Origin of the sequence: Parasphingopyxis lamellibrachiae (assembly GCF_003385775.1) — a bacterium.
Lineage (GTDB): Bacteria > Pseudomonadota > Alphaproteobacteria > Sphingomonadales > Sphingomonadaceae > Parasphingopyxis > Parasphingopyxis lamellibrachiae.
The window spans coordinates 288,973-309,255 of the sequence record NZ_QRDP01000004.1; the positions used below are offsets into that span (position 1 = coordinate 288,973).

Genomic DNA, 20,283 nt, shown 5'->3' on the forward strand with positions numbered 1-20,283 from the left:
AAGCCTTGCCGTGCCCGCAAACGCATCTTAGCACCAATGTCATGCCGGAACTTCCAGAAGTCGAGACGACCGTGCGCGGTCTGGAGCCCGCCCTGCTTGGCCAGAGGCTGGTATCCGTGGAGCCGAAGCGGCCCGATCTACGGCGCCCCATGCCGCCGGATCTCCGGCAGCGTATGACGGGTGCCGTCATTACCGGGCTTGGGCGGCGTGCAAAATATGGACTTATCGACACCGATCGCGGCGACACGATGATTTTTCATCTCGGCATGTCGGGCCGCTGGCGTCTCGATCCGGATGGGTTCGACAAGCATGACCATCTCATCCTGCAAACGCCGAGTCGAACCGTCGCGCTGAACGATCCAAGGCGGTTCGGGTCTGTCGATTTGGTCGAGACTTCATTGCTGCCCGACTATCCGGTTTTCGCGGCTCTGGGCCCGGAACCGCTGGGCCCCGAGTTCACCGCCGACTATCTGGCCCGGGTTTTTGAGGGGCGATCCGGCCCTGTGAAGGCGTTGCTGCTCGATCAGCGGATCGTGGCGGGTCTCGGCAATATCTATGTTTGCGAAGCTCTGCACCAGGCGCGGATTGCACCAGGGACGAAGGGGAACCGTATTGGCGGCGTCAGACTGGGCCGACTGGTTGCGTCCGTCCGTGAAATCATCGCCGCGGCGATTGAAGCGGGCGGATCAAGCCTGCGCGATTATGCGCAGCCCGATGGAGAGCTTGGCTATTTCTTCAAAAGCTGGCGAGCCTATGGCCGGGAGGGCGAGCTCTGCGGATGCGGCGGGAGAATCCGCCGCCGTGTCGATGGCGGCAGATCCACCTTTTATTGCCCCCAATGCCAGAGGTGAAATCTGCGCTGCGCCCTTGACCTGAGCCGCTGCGATAGCTAGTTGGCATCCGCTTTCGGTGCGGCGGGTGCTGCGCCTTTTTTATTTTGACATGATCGAGGTTTATTATGGCCAACACGCCACAGGCCAAAAAACGTATTCGCCGCAATGACCGGCGCGCAGTTGTGAACACGAATCGGGTGAGCCGGATTCGCAGCTTCATCAAGAAGGTCGAAACAGCTGTCGAAGCTGGCGACAAGAAGGAAGCGACCGATGCGCTTCAGGCCATGCAACCTGAACTGGCCCGCGGTGTTTCCAAGGGAATTTTCCACAAGAATACAGCATCGCGGAAGCTTTCGCGTCTGTCCAAGCGCGTCGCCGCGCTGAAATAAGAGGTCGCTTCGGTACACGAAGCGGCCCTGCGGTCATCCGCTCGAACTCGGAAATATTTTTCAGATTAGTTACACTGGAAATTCAACGAGTCGCATGATGCGCCCCCAAGTTGCCCACAGGCAAACCTAAATATTTACCGTTAAAAATCAATGATTTAACAGTCATTTAGGCAGGATTGGCTACTCTGCGTGTCAACCCCATTTATTTCATTTTTTTGACGGCCAGCCCCCTTGCTTTGGGCGCGTTAACAATTCATCAAACAGTCTCCCGGTCGGTAGCGATTCTTCCCGACCGGTACAGTCGCCAGTGGAAAGTGCGATGCGGAATCCAGTGATTTCGCACAGGGCTTTATATTGTCTGGCGGTCTGGACGGTTCAGGCGCTCAAGATGCTGCGGATCGGGTCTGGTGGGGAAGACATGCATAGGGGAGGGTTGTTGAGTGCAGCATGAATCGGATCTCGAAGAAGCGGACCCCGACAAAGTAGAAGCGCACGAGCCATTCAAGGCTGCATGGGAAGCAATCAGGAACGGCCTTCGCCGCGATCTCGGTGCCCGTACCTTCGATCATTGGTTGAAGCCGATGAAACTGATCGGCTTTGAAGAAGAGGCCGGACAGATCCGGCTTGAGCTTCCTTCGCATTTCATGGCTGACTGGGTCCGCGAACATTATTCGGATCGCCTGCGCTACGCGTGGCGCGCTACTGTGCCCAGCGTCGGCGAAATCGACATCGTTGCTGCCGACGGTGCATCGCGCCCGGCTCTTTTCATCGTCGGCGAAGAAGATGCGTTGCCGCCGACGGAACAGCTCTCCGGAACAAGCGGCGACAGTATCGGGACGCCGCTTGAGAATCGCTATGTCTTTTCGAATTTCGTCACGGGTACGGCCAATGAGGTTGCCTTCAACGCAGCCCGGATGATGGCCGATGCGGGCGTGCCGATGTTCAGCTCGCTCTATATCCATGCTGGAACCGGCCTTGGTAAAACGCACCTTTTGCACGCCATCGGGCATGAGTTTCTGCGCCAGAAGCCACGCTCCAACGTGCTCTATATGTCGGCCGAAAAATTCATGTACGAATTTGTGTCGGCGATGCGCGACCGGGATACGATCGGTTTCAAGCAAAGGCTGCGCTCTGCCGACCTGTTGCTCGTTGACGATGTACAGTTCATCGCGGGCAAGGAAGCGACGCAGGAAGAATTTTTCCATACAATCAATGAGATAATCGCAACCGGACACCGCCTGGTGATAAGCGCGGATCGTCCGCCGCACGAGCTGGGCGCTGTCGACAAGCGGATTGCATCGCGGCTCGCCGGAGGCCTTGTCACCGATCTGCGCCAGCCCGATCTCGATCATCGTCGCCGCATCGTGACGCACAAGCTGGGGCAGATGCCTCAGGCCGGCATGCCTCAGGATGTTGCGGATTTTCTGGCCCAGCGCTTCTCGGCAAGTATCCGGGAGCTCGAAGGGGCGCTGACCCGCGTGGTCGCTTATTCGCTGCTTTCCAAGCGCCCGATCGACTTGGCATTTGCGCAGGAAACGCTGGCCGATCTGTTGCGGCATTCGCAGCGCCGGATCACAATCGACGAAATCCAGCGCAGCGTGTGCGAGCATTATGGCATTCGCCATGCGGAAATGACCTCTGCACGCCGGGCCCGCGAAGTTGCGCGCCCGCGTCAAGTCGCAATGTATCTGGCAAAACGGCTCACGCCGCGCTCGCTGCCGGAGATCGGGCGACGCTTCGGCGGCCGCGATCACACGACGGTGATCCATGCGATCAAGCGGATCAAGGAACTGCGCGCCGCAGACAGCGAGCTCGATTCCGATGTTCGTTCGCTTCTCCGCAAACTCGAAAATTAGGGACGGCGGCCAGTCCTGCGCTCCCGGTTTCGGGTGCGCCGACTATGCTCTAGCCGTCTTCGCGCGGCAGAACGGTTATTCGGATTTCTTCACCCGAATTCCCCGGAAAGCCGGTAAACATTGCTTCTATAAGATTGGGAACAAGCTCGGTCAGCGCATCGTTGCGTGATCGCGCCCGCGCCCTTCCTTCGAAGACCGGTTCGCCATCCGCTGTCCGGGCGATCCTGAGATCGAGTTCACTGGTATACAAGGTATAGCTGCGGACCTGCGGATAATCGAAGAACGGATCGTGCCAGCCGCGATAATAGGAGGAGCGCCACCCGAACCGGTCATAATAGGGGCTGTAGAAGAGCGAACGATGACCCCAATAGCCGCGACGATAACCTGGCGAAGTCACGACGCGCTCCCGGCCGTTATCGACGCTATATTCCATCGTCACGACCAGGGTCGCTTCCTCGGCCGAACCGGAAGCACGGTACCCGTATTGGTTGAGCTCGGCGGCGACCAGATTGGCGTAGGTGGCAAATTCCAGGCCGCCGGATTTTTCGTCATCGGCCGGCTGGATGTAAAAGCTCTGGCCCTGCGGTGCAGGCATCTGCTGGAAACGGGCGACATCGGCCCGGAACGGGGTCGTGCAAGCAGCCGCAGCGAGCAACGCCAAGGGCGCAATGAGTGCGAGAAATCTGCGTGACATTATGACCTCCAAAAGCAATTACAGCTTTATATATAGGGGCTTATTACCCTAGCCCAATATGTCTGAACAGGATTTGAACGTCTGGTGAACAGACAGCCGTCACCGGCCGCTCAGCAATCCGAGCGCGCGATATGCATCAGAAAGTACGGGTGCTGCCGCCGCGGTGGCTTTTTCTGCACCGGCGTCAAGGATGGTATCCAGTGTGGCATTTTCGCTTTTCAACGCATTGAACCGGTCGGAAATGGGCCCAAGAACCGATACTGTGAGATCGGCCAGCGCAGGCTTGAAATCGCCAAATCCCTTGCCGGCATAGTCGGCGAGGACGGCAGATTGTTCGGTCCCGGCCAATGCCGCGTAGATGGTGACAAGATTGCGTGCTTCGGGACGACCCGCCAGTTCCTCGACCGTGTCGGGGAGTGGTTCCGCGTCGGTTTTGGCTTTGCGAATTTTCTTGGCGATCAAATCGGTATCATCCGACAAGTTTATCCGGCTCATGTCCGACGGGTCGGATTTCGACATTTTTTTCGTACCGTCCCGTAGCGACATGATTCGCGCGGCCGTTTCCCCGATATAGGGTTCGGGCAGGACGAAGGTTTCCGTGCCGGTATCATTGTTGAATTTTTCAGCGATATCGCGAGCCAGTTCGAGATGCTGCTTCTGGTCGTCGCCGACAGGGACGTGCGTTGCGCGATACAGAAGAACATCGGCAGCCTGCAACACCGGATAGGCGAAGAGTGCGGCGGATGCGCCTTCGCGATTCTTGCCGGACTTGTCCTTGAACTGCGTCATCCGGTTGAGCCATCCCATACGCGCGGTGCCGTTTAGCAACCAGGCGAGTTCAGGATGGGCGGGGACGCGGGCCTGATTGAACAGCGTTGCGCGCTCGGGGTCGACTCCCGATGCAATCAGCGCTGCGGCCATTTCCCGGGTCGCGCGGCTAAGATCTTCGGCGGCAATCGGCATCGAAATCGCATGAAGGTCGGCGAGAAAGAACAGGCACTCGCTTTCTTCCTGCATCTTCACCCAGTTGACGATTGCGCCGAGATAATTGCCGAGATGGAGATTGCCGGTGGGCTGAATGCCGGAAACGACGCGCATCAGGAGGAGGCCTTTCTTCGGAGGAGCAGGGTGATCTTGGAACGATCAATAGCGCCGGTAAGCGCCGCGGCGGAGAAATAGACGAGCATTCCCGCGCTGACCAGTGCGGCAATGGAAAGGACGCGCTCGATCACGCTGCCGCTGAACCAGGAACTGAGAAAGGGGAGCATATAGTAGAGCAGGGCAGCCATCGCAGCGGTCGCGACCAGTTGACCTGACAGGCGCCGTACAAGGCCCGCATTGACCCGGTAATGGCCGCGTTTCTGCAGAATCGTGTAAAGAATAATGACATTGAACCAGGCGCCGATCGCTGTTGCGGTAGCAATGCCAACAATGCCGAGACGATCAATCATGAGCGCGTTGAACGTGATGAAGAAAAGGAGGACGACGGCCGCTGCATAGACCGGGGTCTTCGTATCCTTGCGGGAGAAAAAGGCCGGAGTGAGAACCTTGATCAGGACATAAGCGGGAAGCCCGGCGACCAGAGCTGCCAGGACGTTACTGGTGATCCGCGCATCTTCCGCGTCGAACGCCCCGCCTTGGAAAAAGGCGCTGACAAAAGCCGGCGCGCAGATCATGAGCGCGGCCGCCGCCGGGAATGTCAGCAGCATGGCCAGTTCGATGGCGTCGGACTGGACCCTGTCGGCCTGTTCCTTGTCGTCCGCTCCGATATGACGCGAAAGGGCAGGGAGGATGGCCGTTCCCAGTGCGATACCGATCACGCCAAGTGGCAGCTGGTTGAGCCGGTCTGCAAAGTTGAGATGGCTGACCGAGCCGCCGGGCAGCTGGGTAGCGAAGAAGAGCTGGACGAGCTGGCTGATCTGATAGACGCCGGCGCCAAATGTTGCGGGCAGGATGATAATGCCCAATTCCCTGACATCTTTTGTAAACCGGGGGCGATGGAAGCGGAGGCGGAAACCGCTTCGCTTCGTCCAGAACCAAAGCCAGAGCAGCTGGGCAACTCCGCCCAGCGCCACACCACCGGCAAGGAAATAGGCGATGACGATTGTTTCGCCTTCCGGGTCGCCGATAGACATGGCGAACTCAGGGGCCATCTGGTTGCCAAGCAACAGCGCGCCGATCAGCACTAGATTGAGCAGGATCGGGAAACTCGCGCCAGCCGCAAAGCGCGACAGGGAATTCAGGATAGCGGCGAGAAGCGCGACCATGCTGATCAGGAAGAGATACGGGAAGGTTATCCGCGCCAGCGCAACGGTCAGTTCGAATTTGCCCGGCACTTCCTGAAAGCCGCTGGCCATCAGCCATATGATCGCCGGCATGGCGACTTCGAACAGGGCGACGAACAGGATAAGCACGGGAACGAACACCGAAACGACTTCGCTGGAAAAGCGCTCGGCCGCCGCCATGTCGCCGTCCTTGCCCAGCTTCCGACTGAACAGGGGCACGAAGGCGGCGGCGAACGCGCCTTCCGCAAACAGGCGTCGGAAGATGTTGGGCAGCTGGAATGCGACGAAAAAGCTGTCAGCCGCCATGCCGGGGCCCAGGATGCGCGCAAGCAACATGTCGCGCGCAAACCCGGCTATGCGGCTGACCATGGTCAGCCCGCCTATCGTGCCGGTTGCCCGGTAGAGGTTCATGGCGCCCGGCCGGTTCCTGCCACTGGCCCCGTCATCCCGGGCTTAGGCCTGACCGATCTGGGAATCGATGTCGACATTGTCGGGGCCGCCCTGCGCCATCTGCGCTTTCTGCTGCATGTAGAGCGCGGCAAAATCGATCGGTTCCAGCATCAGCGGCGGGAAATTGCCGTCGCGCACGGCATCGGCCAGGACACGCCGGGCAAAGGGAAAGAGCAGGCGCGGGGCTTCGACAAGCAGGAAGGCCTCGCGCTGCTCATCGGGAACATTCGAAAGTGCGAAAAGACCGGCATAGGTCAGTTCAACGTGGAAGGCCGTGCCTTTTTCGAGCTTCGCACTGACATCCATTTTCAGGATGACTTCCCACACCCCTTCGCCCGCGGCATCGCTGCCGATATTGAACTGAACGTCGATTTTCGGCGTTTCATTGGCCTGATACACACCCGGCGAATTCGGGTTTTCGAACGACAGATCCTTCACATATTGTGCGATAATGTTCGCGCGCGGGGGCTCACCGGCTGCGGATTGATCGGGAGCAACACCCTGTTCGTCTGCCATAGTCTTAAACCTCAATTACCAGATAGGAAGAATGCGCGCCAAATTGCGCGGTTTCGGGATGCCCGCTAGCAGCAGCGCGCGAACAGGGCAATGTTTGGCCCTGCCTTGTCAGGGGAAAGGCGGCAATGCACTGTACCGGGATGACCTATCGAGCTCTTCTTCTCCTGATCGCCATTTTCGCAACTGCCAGTGCCGGCGAGGCTCAGCAAAGCGAACATTCGCCCCATGAACGGGGTCTTGCCGCCGGCTATAAGGCCGCTTTTCTGTGTAGCGGGATATTCAATGCCGGGCAGACCGAGGCGGAAGCGACTGCCGACGACCTGACCCGAATTTATCCGGGCTATCGCCCGCTGATCGACGATCTTCCAGTGGAAGTCGATCGCGGGAGGCGGCGCGTGCTGGTGCGTTTCGACGATGCGATGCCACCTCGCGTGGCGCAATGGCGTCCCCATCTTGGATGCGTGCAGCTGCCGACGGGTGCCGATCCGGAGGGCGAAACGGGCTTGCCGTACCTTGGCGACGATATCGAAGCGCCGAACCTTGCTGCTACGGACGCGCTGGTCTGGCCACAGGGCGATGCGAATGCCATGCGGACGTTGGCGGGGTCGAGCCGTGCGGCACTGCAAACGGTTATCGGCGCGGCTCTCAATCGTGCAACCTATGGCGCGGGTACGGAAACGACTGCGGTGCTCGTGATCCGCGACGGGCATATCGTTGGCGAGCGCTATCGCAGCGGTTACGATCTGCACCGGCCGCAGCGCACATGGTCGGTCGCCAAGAGCATTGCCGCGACCGTTCTTGGCGCGGCCGTCGAGCAAGATCTGGTCGATCTCGATGAGCCGGCACCGGTTCCCGCCTGGCAGGTGCCCGGCGATCCGCGCGCGGCCATCAACTGGCATAATTTGCTGCATATGAGCAGCGGCCTGTGGAGCCCGTTTGCGGGCAACCGCACCGATGCCATATATTTTGGCGGGCAGGCGGTTACCGATTCGATACCCGGCCTCCCGCTTGAAACAGCTCCGGGCGCGCGATGGCGCTATGCAAACAATGATACGCTGATTGCGATGCGCGCGCTGCGCTCGGTCCTTGGCGATGGCGATCGCGCCCTCGCCTTCCCCTTTACCGACATGCTCTGGCGGATCGGCATGACCCGGACGACTCCCGAGACCGACTGGCAGGGCAATTTCATATTTTCGAGCCAGGTCTGGACAACCGCGCGCGATCTTGGCCGACTTGGCCTGCTCTATCTGAATGACGGCATGTGGCAGGGAGAGCGGATATTGCCGGAAGGTTGGTCCGCCTATGTTGCAACGCCTGCGCCCGCACAGCCCACCGGGCGGGGAGGGGTAGGCTATGGTGCGCAATTCTGGTTGTTCGGTCCCGAACAGGGGCTGCCCGCCGGCACATATGCGGCGATGGGCAATCGCGGCCAATATGTAGTGATCATGCCGGAACGCGATATTGTGATCGTGCGGCGCGGATTCGATGCGGTGGGCGATGGGGAGCGGTTTGATATCGCCCGGTTCAGCCGGAACGTTCTGGCCGCTATCGCTGAATAATTGCCGGCGGCTGCGTCGGTTGCGATTTCCCCATTTGAAACAAGCCCCGCCTACGCCTATGTAGGAGTCTATAGCGTTGTAAGCGGAGGCCCTGTGTCCATAGATATTATCCTTTTGGCGATGGTCGCCGTGTTTGTGGGCTTGCGCCTGTTTAGCGTGCTTGGGCAGCGCTCCGGCCACGAGCAGGAACCGCGCATGCCGCGGCCCGTCGAGTCTCCGCCGAAACTGACCCCTGTTCCGCAGACCGTCCCCGATAGCGCGCCCTCCAGCGAAGCCGAGATTGACGGACTTGTCGCCCCGGCCGCCGCTGCCGGCCTCAGAAAAATTGCCTCTGCCGACTCGTCGTTCGAGATCAATGGATTCCTGAACGGGGCTCAGTCAGCCTATCGCATGATCCTCGAAGCCTTCTGGAAGGGCGACCGGGACGATCTTGCCCATCTGGTCGACGACGATGTGCGCGATTCCTTTTTCGCCGCTATCGACGCGCGGGAGCAAGAAGGCCATGTGCTCGACAACCGGCTGGTCCTGATCGAGCGGACGCAGGTAGAGAATGCGGAATTCCGTTCCGGCATGGCCCGGATCACGCTTCGCTTCGATGCCGACATCGCTGCGGTGACGCATGACAAGGATGGCAATCTGATTGCCGGTTCCCTGTCCGATGCGGTGCAGACCCATGATGTGTGGACGTTCGCCCGCAATGTTCGCGATGCCGATCCCAACTGGCTGCTGGTTGAAACAGACGAGGCTTCGTGACGAAAAATCGGGGCGCAATAGCGCTCCTGTTCGCTCTTTCGGTGACCGCCTGTGCCGGGATCATCCCGGCAGCGCCGGAGCGCGCGTCGACTGCTTCCTCGTCCGAAGAAACGACACTGCCACCTGCGCCGCCGCAGGATTATGAATATGACAGGAACCCTAACTGGAACCTGCAGGAGCCGGTTGCCAGCGGCGACAATGCGCGCGGATCGGGTGTGCGGTCCGGCCCGGACGTAGAATCGCTGAACATTCCGGTATCGGCGGCTTCTCGTGCCATGCATGCTTTCCACATCAGTTGCCCCGCAGTCATCAATCGCGAGGACAGGAGCGGATTGACCGCCCCTCATGATTGGGTCGAAGCGTGCCGCGCTGTGGCGAGCTGGAACAGAGACAATGCCCGCGCATTTTTCGCCGAGCATTTCACTGTCGTTGAAGTGGGAGGGGGGCAGGCCTTTGCGACTGGCTATTACGAACCCGAAATAGCGGCATCGAGAGAAAGGCGCGGAGCGTATCAATATCCGATTTATGCGGTGCCAGATGATCTCGAGACGCCGCCGGAAGTGCGTAACGCCACCGGATCGCTGCCTGTTTTCCGGACGGTCGATGGCCGGGAACTTCCCTATTTCGATCGCGCGGCGATAGAAAACGGAGCACTGGAAGGGCGCGGTCTGGAGATTGCCTGGGCCAGCGATCCGGTGGCTCTCTTCTTCTTCCATGTTCAGGGCGGCGGCCTTTTACGCCTGCCTGATGGGTCGATTATGCGTCTCGCCTATGCCCAGAATAACGGCTTCAACTATACGAGCATCGGAGGCCTGATGCGGGAACGCGGATTGCTCCAACCGGGACAAACGACTTCGCAGGGTATCCAGCAATGGCTGCGCGAAAATCCCGAAGAAGCCCGTAGGATCATGCAGGAAAACCGGCGGTACATTTTCTATGTTGAGGTTGATCGCCCCGCAGCGACCGGCTCACTCGGTCGCTATGTCACAGCGCGCACGACGGTAGCGGCTGATCCAGCCTATGTCCCGCTTGGTGCACCTGTCTATCTCGACGTTGCTCACGATATCGCTGACGGTATCTGGGTTGCGCAGGATACCGGCGGTGCGATTCAGGGTGCCAACCGGTTCGACACATTCTGGGGTGCGGGTGAAGAGGCACACCGGATCGCGGGCGGCATGGCGAGCCGGGGACAGGCTTATATCCTGATTCCGAATGCCGCCGCCGCGCGTCTCTTTTCCAACTAGTGAGCAAGCGTCCCCTGAGCGCGGACGAGAAAGCCCTTTGGGCCAAGGTTATCGAGAGCGTCGAGCCTCTGGACCGCCGGCCCGGCCAGACCCGCTCGCCACCGCAGCGCGGGGCGGACCTTGCCAGCTTTGCGGTTCCCAAACTGGCCGAGAGAAAAGCAGCGCCCGGGCCCGGTACGACACTGGACGGGAGCTGGGACCGTAAGCTCATGCGCGGACGCGCCGAACCCGACTTCACTATCGATCTGCACGGCCATACGCTGAGCTCGGCCTATGACAGGCTGGACCGGGCGCTTGGCCAGGCAATCGCGTCGCATGCACGGATCGTCCTGCTGATTACCGGTCATGCGCCAAAGAGTGAGGGGCCGGTTACCCGCGGTAAGATTCGCGCGGCGGTCGGCGACTGGCTGGCTGCCTCGCGTCACGCCCCGCATATCGCCGCCGTGCGCGGCGCCCATCCCCGGCATGGAGGCAGGGGTGCGCTGTACATTGTTCTGCGGCGGCGGCAGGCCTAGCCCAGCCTGTTCTCCAGCCCGGCATACAGTCTCGCGCCCAGTTCAGGCCCCTGAAGCGGATAGAGGAAAGGTTCGATAAGCTCCAATTCCATTAGCAGCATGTGGCCATCGTCACCGCGGGCCATGTCGACGCGGGCATAGAGAGGGGTTTCGTCCAGGGCTTCGACGATTGCTGCCGCCGCTGCCCGGTCCTTTTGATCCGCGTCATGGCCGCGTTCGCTGCCACCATAGGAGGATTGGATCCGATATTCGCCCGCCGCCGCCGATTTGATCAGGGCGTGGGAAAATGCACCATCGATGATGATCAGGCTCATCTCTCCTTCGCTCTGAATCGACGGTAGGAAAGGCTGGGCCATCATCGGTTCGGGCATGGGCGGCACGGGATCGCCGCGATGTAGGCGACACTGGCCCTCGGCATTGGCGCCGATCTGCCGCTTGAAGACCAGATCGTCATTGTCCAGCCTGTCAAAGGCTTGCTGGACATCCTTTTCTCGCGGCGTATCTAGCCACAGAGTAGGTACAGTCTGAACGCCTTTTGATTCCAGCTCCCGCAAATAGGTTTTTCGGCTGTTCCAGCGGACGGTCGCGCAGGAGTTGAACAGCGCGGTGTGCGCCTCGATGTTTTCGAGCCGGGCCATAAAGGTTTTCAGATTGTCCTGATAATCCCAGGTCGATCCGATCAACGCCGCATCGAAAGCGGACCAGTCGACATTCGCATCGTCCCAGGCAAGCGCGGTGAGCGATCCGCCATTGGCGGCAAAAACCGGCGCCAGGCAATCGATCATCAGGTCGTGCTCGAACGCATCGAATCGGCGATCCGGCGATGCGGGAAGCGTCAGGCGACTGGCAAGATAGGCGACGCGCATCCCGGTCTAGCCCAGTGCCCGACGCAACACGCCTTCATAGATATCCGTAAGCGCCCGCACATCAGAAAGCGCAACGGCTTCGTCCAGCTTGTGCATCGTCGCATTGAGTAAGCCGAATTCGACGATCGGGCAGAGGATGTGCAGGAAACGCGCATCGGATGTGCCGCCGCCGGTGGACAGCTCCGGCGTCAGGCCGGTCACCTGCTGGATGGATGCGCTGACAAGATCGGACAGAGGTCCGGGTTCGGTAAGGAACGCCTCGCCCGAGACCATCGCCTTGAACTGGGCACCGGGAGCTTCCTCATGGACGATCGCTCGGACTTTCTCGACCAGTTCGTCGCCCGTGTGATGCACGTTGAATCGGACATTGAGCCTGAGATGCGCTTCGCCGGGAATGACGTTCGACGCCGGATTGCCGACATCGACCGTTACCACCTCCAGATTGGACGGCTGGAACCATTCGTCGCCATCGTCGAGATCGAGTTCGTGCAGCCGGGTGCCGATGCGGAACAGGCGCGTGATCGGATTGTCGCCTTCGTGCGGATAGGCGACATGCGCCTGTTTGCCGATAATATCGATCCACATATTCACCGATCCGCGCCGGCCGATCTTTATGGTGTCGCCAAGCCGGTTTTGCGATGTGGGTTCGCCGACAAGGATCATGTCGGGGTGAAGGCTGCGCTCTTCCATACGCGTCATCAGCGCCCGGGTGCCATGTACGGCCGGACCTTCCTCGTCGCCGGTGATGATGAAGCTGAGCGTGCCGCCCAGTTCCGGTAGGCGCGCTACAGCCGCGACAAAGGCCGCGATCGAGCCCTTCATGTCGACGGCGCCGCGGCCGTAGAGCAGATCGCCCTGTACCTCCGCGACGAAGGGATCCGAAGCCCATCCCTTGCCCGGGGGGACGACATCGGTGTGCCCGGCATAGGCGAAATGCGGACCGCCGGACCCGCGCGTCGCCAGCAGGTTGTGCACCGGCCCGTGCGGCTCTTCGCCCGACACAAGCTGTTCGACTTCGAAGCCAAGCCCTCTCAGCGTCTCACCCAGCAGGCGCTGCGCGCCGCCTTCCTCCGGGGTCACGCTTGGGCAGGCGACAAGCGCCTTGAGCAGTTCTACGGGGTCGATTGCTTCGGTCATGAAGCCCGGTGTAACCGGGGTGCGAGACATTGCCTAGCCGGAGAAAACCATGCCCAAGCTCGATCTCGATTCGATCCCGCAAACCAATGCGACCGGTTATCCACCCGAATTCGCCGACAAGGTGCAAGAACGCTGGTATCGGGCGCTTGCCCCGGCTGCCGGCCTCAAGGATTTTGGCGTGAGTCATGTCGAACTGAAACCGGGTGCATGGTCCTCCCAGCGGCACTGGCATGAGGGCGAGGATGAATTTGTCGTGCTGGTTGAAGGCGAAGCGGTGTTGGTGGACGATTCGGGGCGCACCGCGCTGCGGCCCGGCGACTGCGCCGCCTTTCCCAAGGGCGATGGAAACGGCCATGTGCTGGTGAACGAGAGCGAAGAGAGCTGTGTCTTTATCGCCGTCGGCAAGCCTGCGGCCAGCGACTGCCACTATTCCGACATCGATATGCACCTGGAAGAAGGGCGCGGATTCCGCCGCAAGGACGGGAGCGGTTTTTAGGCGCCCGGCGCTTCCTCATATTTCTCGATCACCCAAGGCTCTTCCTGGGCGGCCTCGATCCATTCGCGAACCCAGCTGTGGGCGAGGATCGCCTCGACATAGGCCTGTGCGAAGGGCGGCAGCTTGATCGAATAGGTAACGAGACGCGTGCAGACCGGAGCGAACATGATGTCGGCGGCGCAGAAACTGCCGAACAGGAAGGGATCTTCGCCGCCATAGCGCGCCCGGGCCTGCGCCCAGGTTTCGAGTATCCGGCCAAGTTCGCCGCTGACGTCCGCGCTGATCGGCTGGGGCGGGAAAGTCTTGCGGACATTCATGGGGAGGTCGCGGCGGATATTGGGAAAGCTGGAATGCATTTCGGCGGCCATGGAGCGCGCCATGCCGCGCGCGCTTTCTTCTTTCGGCCAGAACCGGTCGCAGCCTACCTTGTCGGCGAGCCAGTCGATGATGGCGAGGCTGTCCCAGACCACGGTGTCGCCATCCCACAGCACTGGAACCTTGCCGGACGATGCGGCGAATTCATTGCCATCGCGTCGTTTTTCCCATTCCTCGCCAAACATCGGAACGGTGACTTCTTCGAAGGAAATCCCGGATTGCTTGAGAGCAAGCCAGCCGCGCATCGACCAGGACGAATAAGCCTTGTTGCCGATGATCAGTTTCATGCGTGGTCCTTCTTGTTTTGGGACGCGTCAGCCGATGGCTTGGATAACGGCTTTGCGCAGTTCGTCTATACCCAGTCCGGATTCGGCCGAGGTCGTAAGGATTTCGGGATGGGCCGCGGCATGGGTCTTGGCCTGCTCGGCCAGTGTTGCCGTGACGTCCGCGAGCGGTTTGTCTTTCAGCTTGTCGGACTTGGTGAGGACGATCCGGTAGCTGACGGCCGCCTCGTCCAGCATCGCCATCAGTTCGCGGTCGATATCTTTCAGCCCGCGCCGTGCATCCACCAGCAGGAGCGTACGCTTGAGGGTAGGGCGGCCGCGCAGAAAATCGTTGATCAGGAAGCGCCAGCGCTTGGCGACCTGGGGCGGGGCCTTGGCAAAGCCATAGCCAGGCATGTCCACGAGCCGGAACTGCGGCGGATTGCCGACCTCGAAGAAGTTCAGCTCCTGCGTGCGGCCCGGCGTGTTCGATGCGCGCGCCAGCCCCTTGCGGTTGGTCAGCGCGTTGAGCAGCGTCGACTTGCCGACATTGGAGCGGCCGGCAAAGGCCACTTCTGGCAGATCAGCGTCGGGCAGAAACTCTAGAGTCGGTGCCGATTTCAGGAAATCGATTGGCCCCGAAAAGGTTTTCCGAGCCATGTCCTCAAGAGCGGTTTGATCCGTCATCCGCCGCCCTTCATTCCTTGGCCATCTTCGCCTGTTCTTTCAGGCGTGGATCGCGGCTGTAGAGCCATTTCTGCTGGGCGATGGTCAGGATGTTCGAGGTCACCCAGTAAAGCTGAAGCCCTGCCGCGAAGGGCGCCATGATGAACATGAAGACCCAGGGCATGATGCCGAAAATTTTCTGCTGCATCGGATCCATCTGGGCCGGGTTCAGCTTAAACTGCAGCCACATGGTGATGCCGAGCAGGATCGGCAGAATGCCGATCGCCAGATATTGCGGCGGCGTGAAGGCAAGCAGCCCGAACAGGTTGACCGGGGTCAGCGGGTCGGGAGCGGACAGATCCTGCAACCACAGCGCAAACGGCTCGTGCCGCATTTCAACCGAAAGCATCAGCACCTTGTAGAGCGCGTAGAAAATCGGGATCTGCAGGAAAATGGGAAGGCAGCCCGCAAGCGGATTCACTTTTTCACGCTTGTAGAGCGCGAGAACCTGTTCCTGCATCTTCGGCTTGTCGTCTTTGTAACGCTCTTGGATTTCCTTCATCTTTGGCTGGACTGCACGCATTCCGGCCATGGACGAGAATTGCTTCTGGGCAATCGGGAACATCAGCCCGCGCACAACGAAGGTCATCAGAATGATCGCGACGCCAAAATTGCCGACGGTCTGGAAAAGCCAGTGCAACAGGTAGAAAATCGGCAGCTCGAACCAGTAGAACCAGCCCCAGTCTATCGCGAGATCGATTTGATTGAGGCCCTGTTCGGCTTCATAGCGCTCAAGCAGCAGCGTCTCTTTCGCGCCGGCGAAGAAATGGGTTGTCGTCGAAACAGCGCGGCCGGCGGGAATGACCGTTTCTGTATTGGTGAAGACTGCCTGATAGCGATCCCCGCTGAGTGGAATGAACGCGGCATCGACGCTGGTTCCTGATGTCGGCACCAGCGCGGTAAGCCAATATTTGTCGTTGAAGCCCAGCCAGCCATTGGCGATGCTGAACCGTTCGCCGGTCGCGCCGGCTTCCCTGACATCGTCGAAATCTATGGGGTTGAGCTCATCATTCCAGAAACCCGCCGGGCCGGTATGGATCAGCCAAGTATCGGGATCGGGAGATTCGCCGGTCCGCGTGACGAGCGCATAGCCGCGCGCGCTGATGACATCACTACCGACATTTGAGATCCGCTGGCCGACCGTGAAGAGGAAATCGGCATCGACTTCGATGGTGATCTCGAACAACTGGCCGGTGCCGTTGCGCCAGCTCAGCGTTAGCGGGCTTTCCGGAGTCAGCCTTTCGCCGTCGGCCTGCCATATCGTGTCGCCGTCCGGGGCTTCGATACCCTGGCTCGCCCAGCCGAAATGCGCATAGTTGGAGGTTTCGGTGCCTTCCGGGCTCAACATTCTGACCGGAGGAGAATCTTCGTCGTTGGTTTCATTATAGTCGAGCAGCACCAGATCATCGATCCGCGCGCCGCGCAGGTTAACCGACCCCCGAACGCGTGGGGTTTCGATAGCGATGCGATTGGCCTGCGAGTCACCCAGCACGGAGGCGACTTCGAGCGCTTCGACAGGGGCCTCGGTTACCGGAACGGTTTCGGAGCCGGGCAGGGTGACATCGTCACCGTCGGAAAGTGCGACCTCGGGCTCGGGCGGGGTGGGCGCGATCTGCTCCGACAGGAAACTCCAGCCTATCAGCACCAGCGCCGAAAGCACGATCGCCAGGATCATGTTGCGCGAACTATCCACCGCAATTCCCCATTCTCTCTAATCTCATATCACGGAACCGGATCATGGCCTGATCCGCCCCAAGGATGACAGCGCAGGATACGCCGAAGCGCAAGCCAGCTGCCTTTGAATGCCCCATAGCGCGACAATGCAGTGATCGCATAGGCCGAACATGACGGTTGATAGCGACAAGTCGGCGGCAATATCATAGACGGGCCGATCTGCCACAGTCGCGCAAGGCCGATGAGCAGCTTCGCAATCATGATCTGATACGATCGAGCGCTTTCGAAAATTCCGACCGCAACGAGTCGAAATTACGCTCCACACCGCCTTTGCGGCCTATCAGCACATGATCGGCTCCGGCTACGCCTTCGCTGGGAAGAATCTCGCGGCCCAGCGCCCGGAACCGTCTTTTCATCCGGTTGCGGACGACAGCGCCGCCGATTTTCTTGGTAACCGTTATGCCAAGACGCTTCGTCTCGTCGCCGTCTTTGCGATCGCGAACCAGCAGGACAAAGCCGGGCATGGCCGCGCGCTTGCTGCTGTTGGCAGCGAGAAAGTCGCGCCGTTTACGGAGTGTTTCCAAACCGGGCGGAAGCGCCGCGGTTAGGCGGACAGCTTCTTGCGGCCCTTGGAACGGCGTGCGCGCAATACATTGCGGCCGCCTACGGTTGCCTTGCGGGCCCGAAAACCATGTCGCCGTTTGCGCACGAGATTGCTCGGCTGAAAGGTGCGCTTCATCGCTCATTTCCTTAAAAACTGGAACAAAAAGGGCCGCGCCTTGCGGGCGGCCTCAAATCTGGTCGCGTAGCTAGTCCAAGCCTCGGTCAAAGTCAATCAGTCCCTTGCTCTTCGCGCTTGCGCCGGCTGCGGCGGAGCGCGCTTTTGCGGCGCATGGCCCAATCGACCCATTCCCCCTTCTTCGGATGCCGTGATTTGAGCCGCGCATAGAATTTGCGGACCAGTGCCGAATTTTTGAGCATCAGGGCGAAACCGACCGCAAATACGAAGATGCCGCCAGGCCCCGGAAGCAGGCCTACAATCGGGGCGGCAATGACCAGCAGGCCACCGACAATCGTTAGGACAAGGCGGACGCCGCCGCGTTTATCGGGCTGTTTTGGAATGGTCTCACCTTTCTGTCTCCAAATTGGGGGCGCGAGTCCTATTGGACAAGAGTTTTGACAGAATGACGTCACCCTCTCGACTCCGGGAGAGGATTCCTGCAAATGAGAACAAACAGGGAATATGGGGAGCGCATATATGGTCGCCCATGTCGCAACGACCGCCTATCTGGGGCTGGAGGCGCGCGCCGTCGAGGCGCAGGTGCAGATCGCACCCGGCGTGCCGGCCTTCAACCTGGTCGGCTTGCCGGACAAGGCGGTGGCAGAGAGCCGGGAACGGGTTCGCGCGGCCATATCCGCCATCGGACTGGCATTGCCGCCCAAGCGAATCACCATCAATCTCTCTCCCGCCGATCTGCCGAAAGAAGGCTCGCATTACGATCTGCCCATCGCGCTCGGCCTGCTCGGCGCGATGGGGGTGATCGATGCGGAAACCCTGGCGGGCTATGTTGTTGTCGGAGAACTCGGGCTTGATGGACGGGTCGCGTCTTCACCCGGCGTCCTCCTTGCCGCGCTCAATGCGTCAGCGCGGGATCTGGGGCTGATCTGTCCCGCCGCACAGGGGCCGGAAGCGGCATGGGCGGGGGATGTGGAAGTGATAGGCGCGCCCGATCTCCTCTCCCTGCTCAACCATTTCAAGGGCACAAGCCAGCTTGCACCGCCATTGCCGGGCGAAGTGGAAGAGCCGGTCGCTGGACCCGACCTCAAACAGGTGAAAGGGCAGGAGACGGCCAAACGCGCGCTGGAGATTGCGGCGGCGGGCGGTCATAACCTGCTGATGTCCGGGCCGCCCGGATCGGGAAAATCACTGATGGCGGCCTGCCTTGCGGGCATCTTGCCTGAACTGACAGCAGCCGAAGCGCTGGAAGTGTCGATGGTGGCGAGTGTCGCGGGCACGCTGGAGGGCGGCAAGCTCGCCCGCAATCGCCCCTATCGCGCGCCGCATCATTCGGCCTCCATGGCGGCGCTGGTTGGCGGTGGCTTCAAGGTGCGGCCCGGCGAGGTGAGCCTTGCCCATCTCGGTGTGCTGTTTCTCGACGAGCTGCCCGAGTTCCAGCGCCCGGTGCTCGATTCGCTGCGTCAGCCGCTCGAAACGGGCACGGTGTCGATTGCCCGGGCCAATGCCCATGTCACCTTTCCGGCGCGGGTTCAGCTGATTGCGGCGATGAACCCGTGCCGCTGCGGTCATCTGGGCGACGCGGCGCTCGCCTGTTCCCGTGCGCCCAAATGCGCGGCCGATTATCAGGCGAAGATTTCCGGGCCGCTGCTCGACCGGATCGACCTGCATGTCGATGTCCAGGCGGTGTCCGCTGCCGACCTTTCCCTGCCGCCACCGGCCGAAGGCTCCGCCGATATCGCCGAAAGGGTCGCCGCCGCGCGTGCGACTCAATCGGAACGCTATGCGGGCGAAACCGTACGCACGAATAGCGAAGCCGATGGCGAACTGCTGGATGCGGTGGCCACGCCGCACGATGCGGGTCGCAAGCTGCTGGGGCAGGCGGCCGAAGCGATGCGACTTACGGCGCGGGGCTATTCCCGCGTGTTGCGGGTGGCGCGCACGATTGCCGATCTGGCGGGCAGCGCGGGGGTTGGCCGCGTGCATATCGCCGAAGCGCTCAGCTATCGCAGGCAACCGCCTCGCAGCTGACCGGCCTTGCTTCCCGGGCGATTTTGTCCGACTTTGCGATTGAATCGGTAAAGGCGGACCGGGGCGCAGACGAATTCTGGGGAGGATGTTCTAATGGAATATATGTTCATGCCGCTGCGGCGCTATGCGGAATTCAGCGGCCGTTCGCGCCGGATGGAATTCTGGATGTTCGCCGTTCTGCAGTTTCTGATCAGTCTGGTCTTTGTGGCGCTGTTCATTCTTCTCGGTGGCGGGCTTTTGGCCCTGTCCAGTTCCGACCCGACCAGCGCACTCGCTGCGGGCGGTGCAGTGGTCGGGCTGGCAATACTCTATATCCTGGTCTCGCTGGCTCTCCTCATTCCCGCACTCGCGGTCTCCGTGCGGCGGCTGCATGACAGCAATCGCAGCGGATGGTGGTTGTGGATTTTCTGGGGGCCGTACCTGCTTTCGCTGGTCACGACCTCGGTCGAATCCGACGCACTGACCGGGATTCTCGGCCTGATCCTGATAGCGGGCTCTATCGTGTTGCTCGTCTTCTACTTCCTTGGCGGCACGCCGGGGCCCAATCGCTATGGCGAGGATCCCAAGGGTCGCGGAACGGCCGATACATTTGCCTGATTGACAGGGAGCCGCTTGCGGAGTGCGAAGCGCTTCGCTAATCGGCTCCCCCTACCCACGGGCCTCTGTGGCGGAATTGGTAGACGCGCTCGACTCAAAATCGAGTTCCTTCGGGAGTGCCGGTTCGACTCCGGCCAGAGGTACCACAGGCCCGTTTTTATTGTCAGACTCAAGCTGACGCTTGAGCGCCGCACCGGCCCGCTCTCCCACCGGACCTCCCAATCAGGGCACACTCGTGGGTGGTCGGGTGGGGGAGCGGGCCGGTACGGCGATATCGCGCTAGCGAAA

22 protein-coding genes and 1 tRNA gene are annotated in these 20,283 nt (G+C 60.8%); 11 read left to right on the plus strand and 12 right to left on the minus strand.

Translation table 11 applies throughout. The features are described 5' to 3' along the window. Positions 1-41: 41 nt before the first annotated feature. The 3 genes from mutM to dnaA all read left to right on the plus strand — a co-directional run bounded on the left by mutM (position 42) and on the right by dnaA (position 3,078). A complete protein-coding gene (mutM, locus tag DFR46_RS01535; protein ID WP_116234854.1) occupies positions 42-851 on the plus strand; it encodes a bifunctional DNA-formamidopyrimidine glycosylase/DNA-(apurinic or apyrimidinic site) lyase in 810 nt (269 codons plus the stop codon). Positions 852-958: 107 nt separating this feature from the next. Beyond that, the gene (gene rpsT / locus DFR46_RS01540; RefSeq protein WP_116234855.1) at positions 959-1,222 is read left to right on the plus strand and encodes a 30S ribosomal protein S20; all 264 of its coding nucleotides are present in this window, start codon (positions 959-961) and stop codon (positions 1,220-1,222) included. Positions 1,223-1,662: 440 nt separating this feature from the next. Further along, positions 1,663-3,078 carry a chromosomal replication initiator protein DnaA gene (gene dnaA, locus DFR46_RS01545; RefSeq protein WP_116234856.1) on the plus strand — a complete coding sequence of 472 codons (1,416 nt, stop codon included), beginning with the start codon at positions 1,663-1,665 and terminating at the stop codon, positions 3,076-3,078. Positions 3,079-3,127: 49 nt separating this feature from the next. Here the strand turns inward: dnaA and DFR46_RS01550 are convergent, their stop codons facing one another. The 4 genes from DFR46_RS01550 to secB all read right to left on the minus strand — a co-directional run bounded on the left by DFR46_RS01550 (position 3,128) and on the right by secB (position 7,023). Further along, positions 3,128-3,772 carry a DUF4136 domain-containing protein gene (locus tag DFR46_RS01550; RefSeq protein WP_116234857.1) on the minus strand — a complete coding sequence of 215 codons (645 nt, stop codon included), beginning with the start codon at positions 3,770-3,772 and terminating at the stop codon, positions 3,128-3,130. A gap of 99 nt (positions 3,773-3,871) precedes the next feature. Beyond that, complete coding sequence (gene trpS, locus DFR46_RS01555; protein ID WP_116234858.1) at positions 3,872-4,870, minus strand: tryptophan--tRNA ligase; 999 nt, start codon at positions 4,868-4,870, stop codon at positions 3,872-3,874. Further along, positions 4,870-6,468, minus strand: coding sequence for a murein biosynthesis integral membrane protein MurJ (gene murJ / locus DFR46_RS01560; protein ID WP_116234859.1), 1,599 nt, complete (start codon positions 6,466-6,468; stop codon positions 4,870-4,872). Before murJ ends, trpS begins: the two co-directional genes overlap by 1 nt. Before the next feature lie 42 nt (positions 6,469-6,510). Then, positions 6,511-7,023: a protein-export chaperone SecB gene (gene secB / locus DFR46_RS01565; RefSeq protein WP_116234860.1), complete on the minus strand. Its 513-nt coding sequence runs from the start codon at positions 7,021-7,023 to the stop codon at positions 6,511-6,513. Positions 7,024-7,148: 125 nt separating this feature from the next. Between secB and DFR46_RS01570 the strand changes: the two genes are divergently transcribed. From DFR46_RS01570 to DFR46_RS01585, 4 genes are all read left to right on the plus strand, one after another. Further along, positions 7,149-8,582, plus strand: coding sequence for a serine hydrolase domain-containing protein (locus DFR46_RS01570; RefSeq protein WP_245953598.1), 1,434 nt, complete (start codon positions 7,149-7,151; stop codon positions 8,580-8,582). Positions 8,583-8,702: 120 nt separating this feature from the next. Then, positions 8,703-9,335, plus strand: coding sequence for a Tim44/TimA family putative adaptor protein (locus tag DFR46_RS01575; RefSeq protein WP_116237086.1), 633 nt, complete (start codon positions 8,703-8,705; stop codon positions 9,333-9,335). Next, a complete protein-coding gene (gene mltA / locus DFR46_RS01580; RefSeq protein WP_116234862.1) occupies positions 9,332-10,579 on the plus strand; it encodes a murein transglycosylase A in 1,248 nt (415 codons plus the stop codon). The genes DFR46_RS01575 and mltA overlap by 4 nt, the downstream gene beginning before the upstream one ends. Then, positions 10,579-11,094 (plus strand): Smr/MutS family protein, encoded by a 516-nt coding sequence (locus tag DFR46_RS01585; protein WP_116234863.1) that lies wholly within the window; start codon positions 10,579-10,581, stop codon positions 11,092-11,094. The genes mltA and DFR46_RS01585 overlap by 1 nt, the downstream gene beginning before the upstream one ends. On the opposite strand, the gene DFR46_RS01590 is transcribed toward DFR46_RS01585, so the two are convergent. Together DFR46_RS01590 and dapE are read right to left on the minus strand one after the other, a co-directional pair. Then, a complete protein-coding gene (locus DFR46_RS01590) occupies positions 11,091-11,960 on the minus strand; it encodes an ATP-grasp domain-containing protein (protein ID WP_116234864.1) in 870 nt (289 codons plus the stop codon). The two genes, DFR46_RS01585 and DFR46_RS01590, sit on opposite strands and share 4 nt — an antisense overlap. A gap of 6 nt (positions 11,961-11,966) precedes the next feature. Next, positions 11,967-13,127, minus strand: coding sequence for a succinyl-diaminopimelate desuccinylase (gene dapE, locus DFR46_RS01595; RefSeq protein ID WP_425453077.1), 1,161 nt, complete (start codon positions 13,125-13,127; stop codon positions 11,967-11,969). Between the two features lie 19 nt (positions 13,128-13,146). On the opposite strand from dapE, the gene DFR46_RS01600 reads away from it, so the two are divergent. Continuing rightward, complete coding sequence (locus DFR46_RS01600) at positions 13,147-13,593, plus strand: cupin domain-containing protein (RefSeq protein WP_116234866.1); 447 nt, start codon at positions 13,147-13,149, stop codon at positions 13,591-13,593. On the opposite strand, the gene DFR46_RS01605 is transcribed toward DFR46_RS01600, so the two are convergent. The 6 genes from DFR46_RS01605 to rpmH are packed head-to-tail and all read right to left on the minus strand — an operon-like array spanning position 13,590 to position 17,370. Beyond that, positions 13,590-14,255, minus strand: a complete 666-nt coding sequence (locus DFR46_RS01605; RefSeq protein ID WP_116234867.1) for a glutathione S-transferase family protein — start codon at positions 14,253-14,255, stop codon at positions 13,590-13,592. The two genes, DFR46_RS01600 and DFR46_RS01605, sit on opposite strands and share 4 nt — an antisense overlap. Positions 14,256-14,282: 27 nt before the next feature. Continuing rightward, positions 14,283-14,918, minus strand: coding sequence for a ribosome biogenesis GTP-binding protein YihA/YsxC (gene yihA, locus DFR46_RS01610; RefSeq protein ID WP_116234868.1), 636 nt, complete (start codon positions 14,916-14,918; stop codon positions 14,283-14,285). Between the two features lie 10 nt (positions 14,919-14,928). Then, entirely contained in the window at positions 14,929-16,650 is a 1,722-nt protein-coding gene (yidC, locus tag DFR46_RS01615) for a membrane protein insertase YidC (protein ID WP_116234869.1), read from the minus strand. A gap of 29 nt (positions 16,651-16,679) precedes the next feature. Continuing rightward, positions 16,680-16,892 carry a membrane protein insertion efficiency factor YidD gene (gene yidD, locus DFR46_RS01620; RefSeq protein WP_116234870.1) on the minus strand — a complete coding sequence of 71 codons (213 nt, stop codon included), beginning with the start codon at positions 16,890-16,892 and terminating at the stop codon, positions 16,680-16,682. Then, positions 16,889-17,215: a ribonuclease P protein component gene (gene rnpA, locus DFR46_RS01625; RefSeq protein WP_116234871.1), complete on the minus strand. Its 327-nt coding sequence runs from the start codon at positions 17,213-17,215 to the stop codon at positions 16,889-16,891. The genes yidD and rnpA overlap by 4 nt, the downstream gene beginning before the upstream one ends. Positions 17,216-17,235: 20 nt before the next feature. Further along, the gene (rpmH, locus tag DFR46_RS01630; protein WP_116234872.1) at positions 17,236-17,370 is read right to left on the minus strand and encodes a 50S ribosomal protein L34; all 135 of its coding nucleotides are present in this window, start codon (positions 17,368-17,370) and stop codon (positions 17,236-17,238) included. Positions 17,371-17,889: 519 nt separating this feature from the next. Here rpmH and DFR46_RS01640 point away from each other — a divergent pair. The 3 genes from DFR46_RS01640 to DFR46_RS01650 all read left to right on the plus strand — a co-directional run bounded on the left by DFR46_RS01640 (position 17,890) and on the right by DFR46_RS01650 (position 20,141). Beyond that, positions 17,890-19,398, plus strand: coding sequence for a YifB family Mg chelatase-like AAA ATPase (locus DFR46_RS01640; protein WP_116237088.1), 1,509 nt, complete (start codon positions 17,890-17,892; stop codon positions 19,396-19,398). 93 nt (positions 19,399-19,491) lie between these two features. Next, positions 19,492-19,995, plus strand: a complete 504-nt coding sequence (locus DFR46_RS01645; protein WP_116234873.1) for a DUF805 domain-containing protein — start codon at positions 19,492-19,494, stop codon at positions 19,993-19,995. Positions 19,996-20,056: 61 nt separating this feature from the next. Next, positions 20,057-20,141: transfer RNA gene (locus tag DFR46_RS01650), tRNA-Leu, on the plus strand. Positions 20,142-20,283 lie beyond the last annotated feature (142 nt).

Bases quoted from the DNA above. Each gene is read 5' to 3' on its own strand.
- mutM (WP_116234854.1), top strand. From the start codon at position 42: ATGCCGGAACTTCCAGAAGTCGAGACGACCGTGCGCGGTCTGGAGCCC.
- rpsT (WP_116234855.1), top strand. From the start codon at position 959: ATGGCCAACACGCCACAGGCCAAAAAACGTATTCGCCGCAATGACCGG.
- DFR46_RS01550 (WP_116234857.1), bottom strand. From the start codon at position 3,772: ATGTCACGCAGATTTCTCGCACTCATTGCGCCCTTGGCGTTGCTCGCT.
- trpS (WP_116234858.1), bottom strand. From the start codon at position 4,870: ATGCGCGTCGTTTCCGGCATTCAGCCCACCGGCAATCTCCATCTCGGC.
- murJ (WP_116234859.1), bottom strand. From the start codon at position 6,468: ATGAACCTCTACCGGGCAACCGGCACGATAGGCGGGCTGACCATGGTC.
- secB (WP_116234860.1), bottom strand. From the start codon at position 7,023: ATGGCAGACGAACAGGGTGTTGCTCCCGATCAATCCGCAGCCGGTGAG.
- DFR46_RS01570 (WP_245953598.1), top strand. From the start codon at position 7,149: ATGCACTGTACCGGGATGACCTATCGAGCTCTTCTTCTCCTGATCGCC.
- DFR46_RS01575 (WP_116237086.1), top strand. From the start codon at position 8,703: ATGGTCGCCGTGTTTGTGGGCTTGCGCCTGTTTAGCGTGCTTGGGCAG.
- DFR46_RS01590 (WP_116234864.1), bottom strand. From the start codon at position 11,960: ATGCGCGTCGCCTATCTTGCCAGTCGCCTGACGCTTCCCGCATCGCCG.
- dapE (WP_425453077.1), bottom strand. From the start codon at position 13,127: ATGTCTCGCACCCCGGTTACACCGGGCTTCATGACCGAAGCAATCGAC.
- DFR46_RS01600 (WP_116234866.1), top strand. From the start codon at position 13,147: ATGCCCAAGCTCGATCTCGATTCGATCCCGCAAACCAATGCGACCGGT.
- DFR46_RS01605 (WP_116234867.1), bottom strand. From the start codon at position 14,255: ATGAAACTGATCATCGGCAACAAGGCTTATTCGTCCTGGTCGATGCGC.
- yihA (WP_116234868.1), bottom strand. From the start codon at position 14,918: ATGACGGATCAAACCGCTCTTGAGGACATGGCTCGGAAAACCTTTTCG.
- yidD (WP_116234870.1), bottom strand. From the start codon at position 16,892: ATGATTGCGAAGCTGCTCATCGGCCTTGCGCGACTGTGGCAGATCGGC.
- rpmH (WP_116234872.1), bottom strand. From the start codon at position 17,370: ATGAAGCGCACCTTTCAGCCGAGCAATCTCGTGCGCAAACGGCGACAT.
- DFR46_RS01640 (WP_116237088.1), top strand. From the start codon at position 17,890: ATGGTCGCCCATGTCGCAACGACCGCCTATCTGGGGCTGGAGGCGCGC.
- DFR46_RS01645 (WP_116234873.1), top strand. From the start codon at position 19,492: ATGGAATATATGTTCATGCCGCTGCGGCGCTATGCGGAATTCAGCGGC.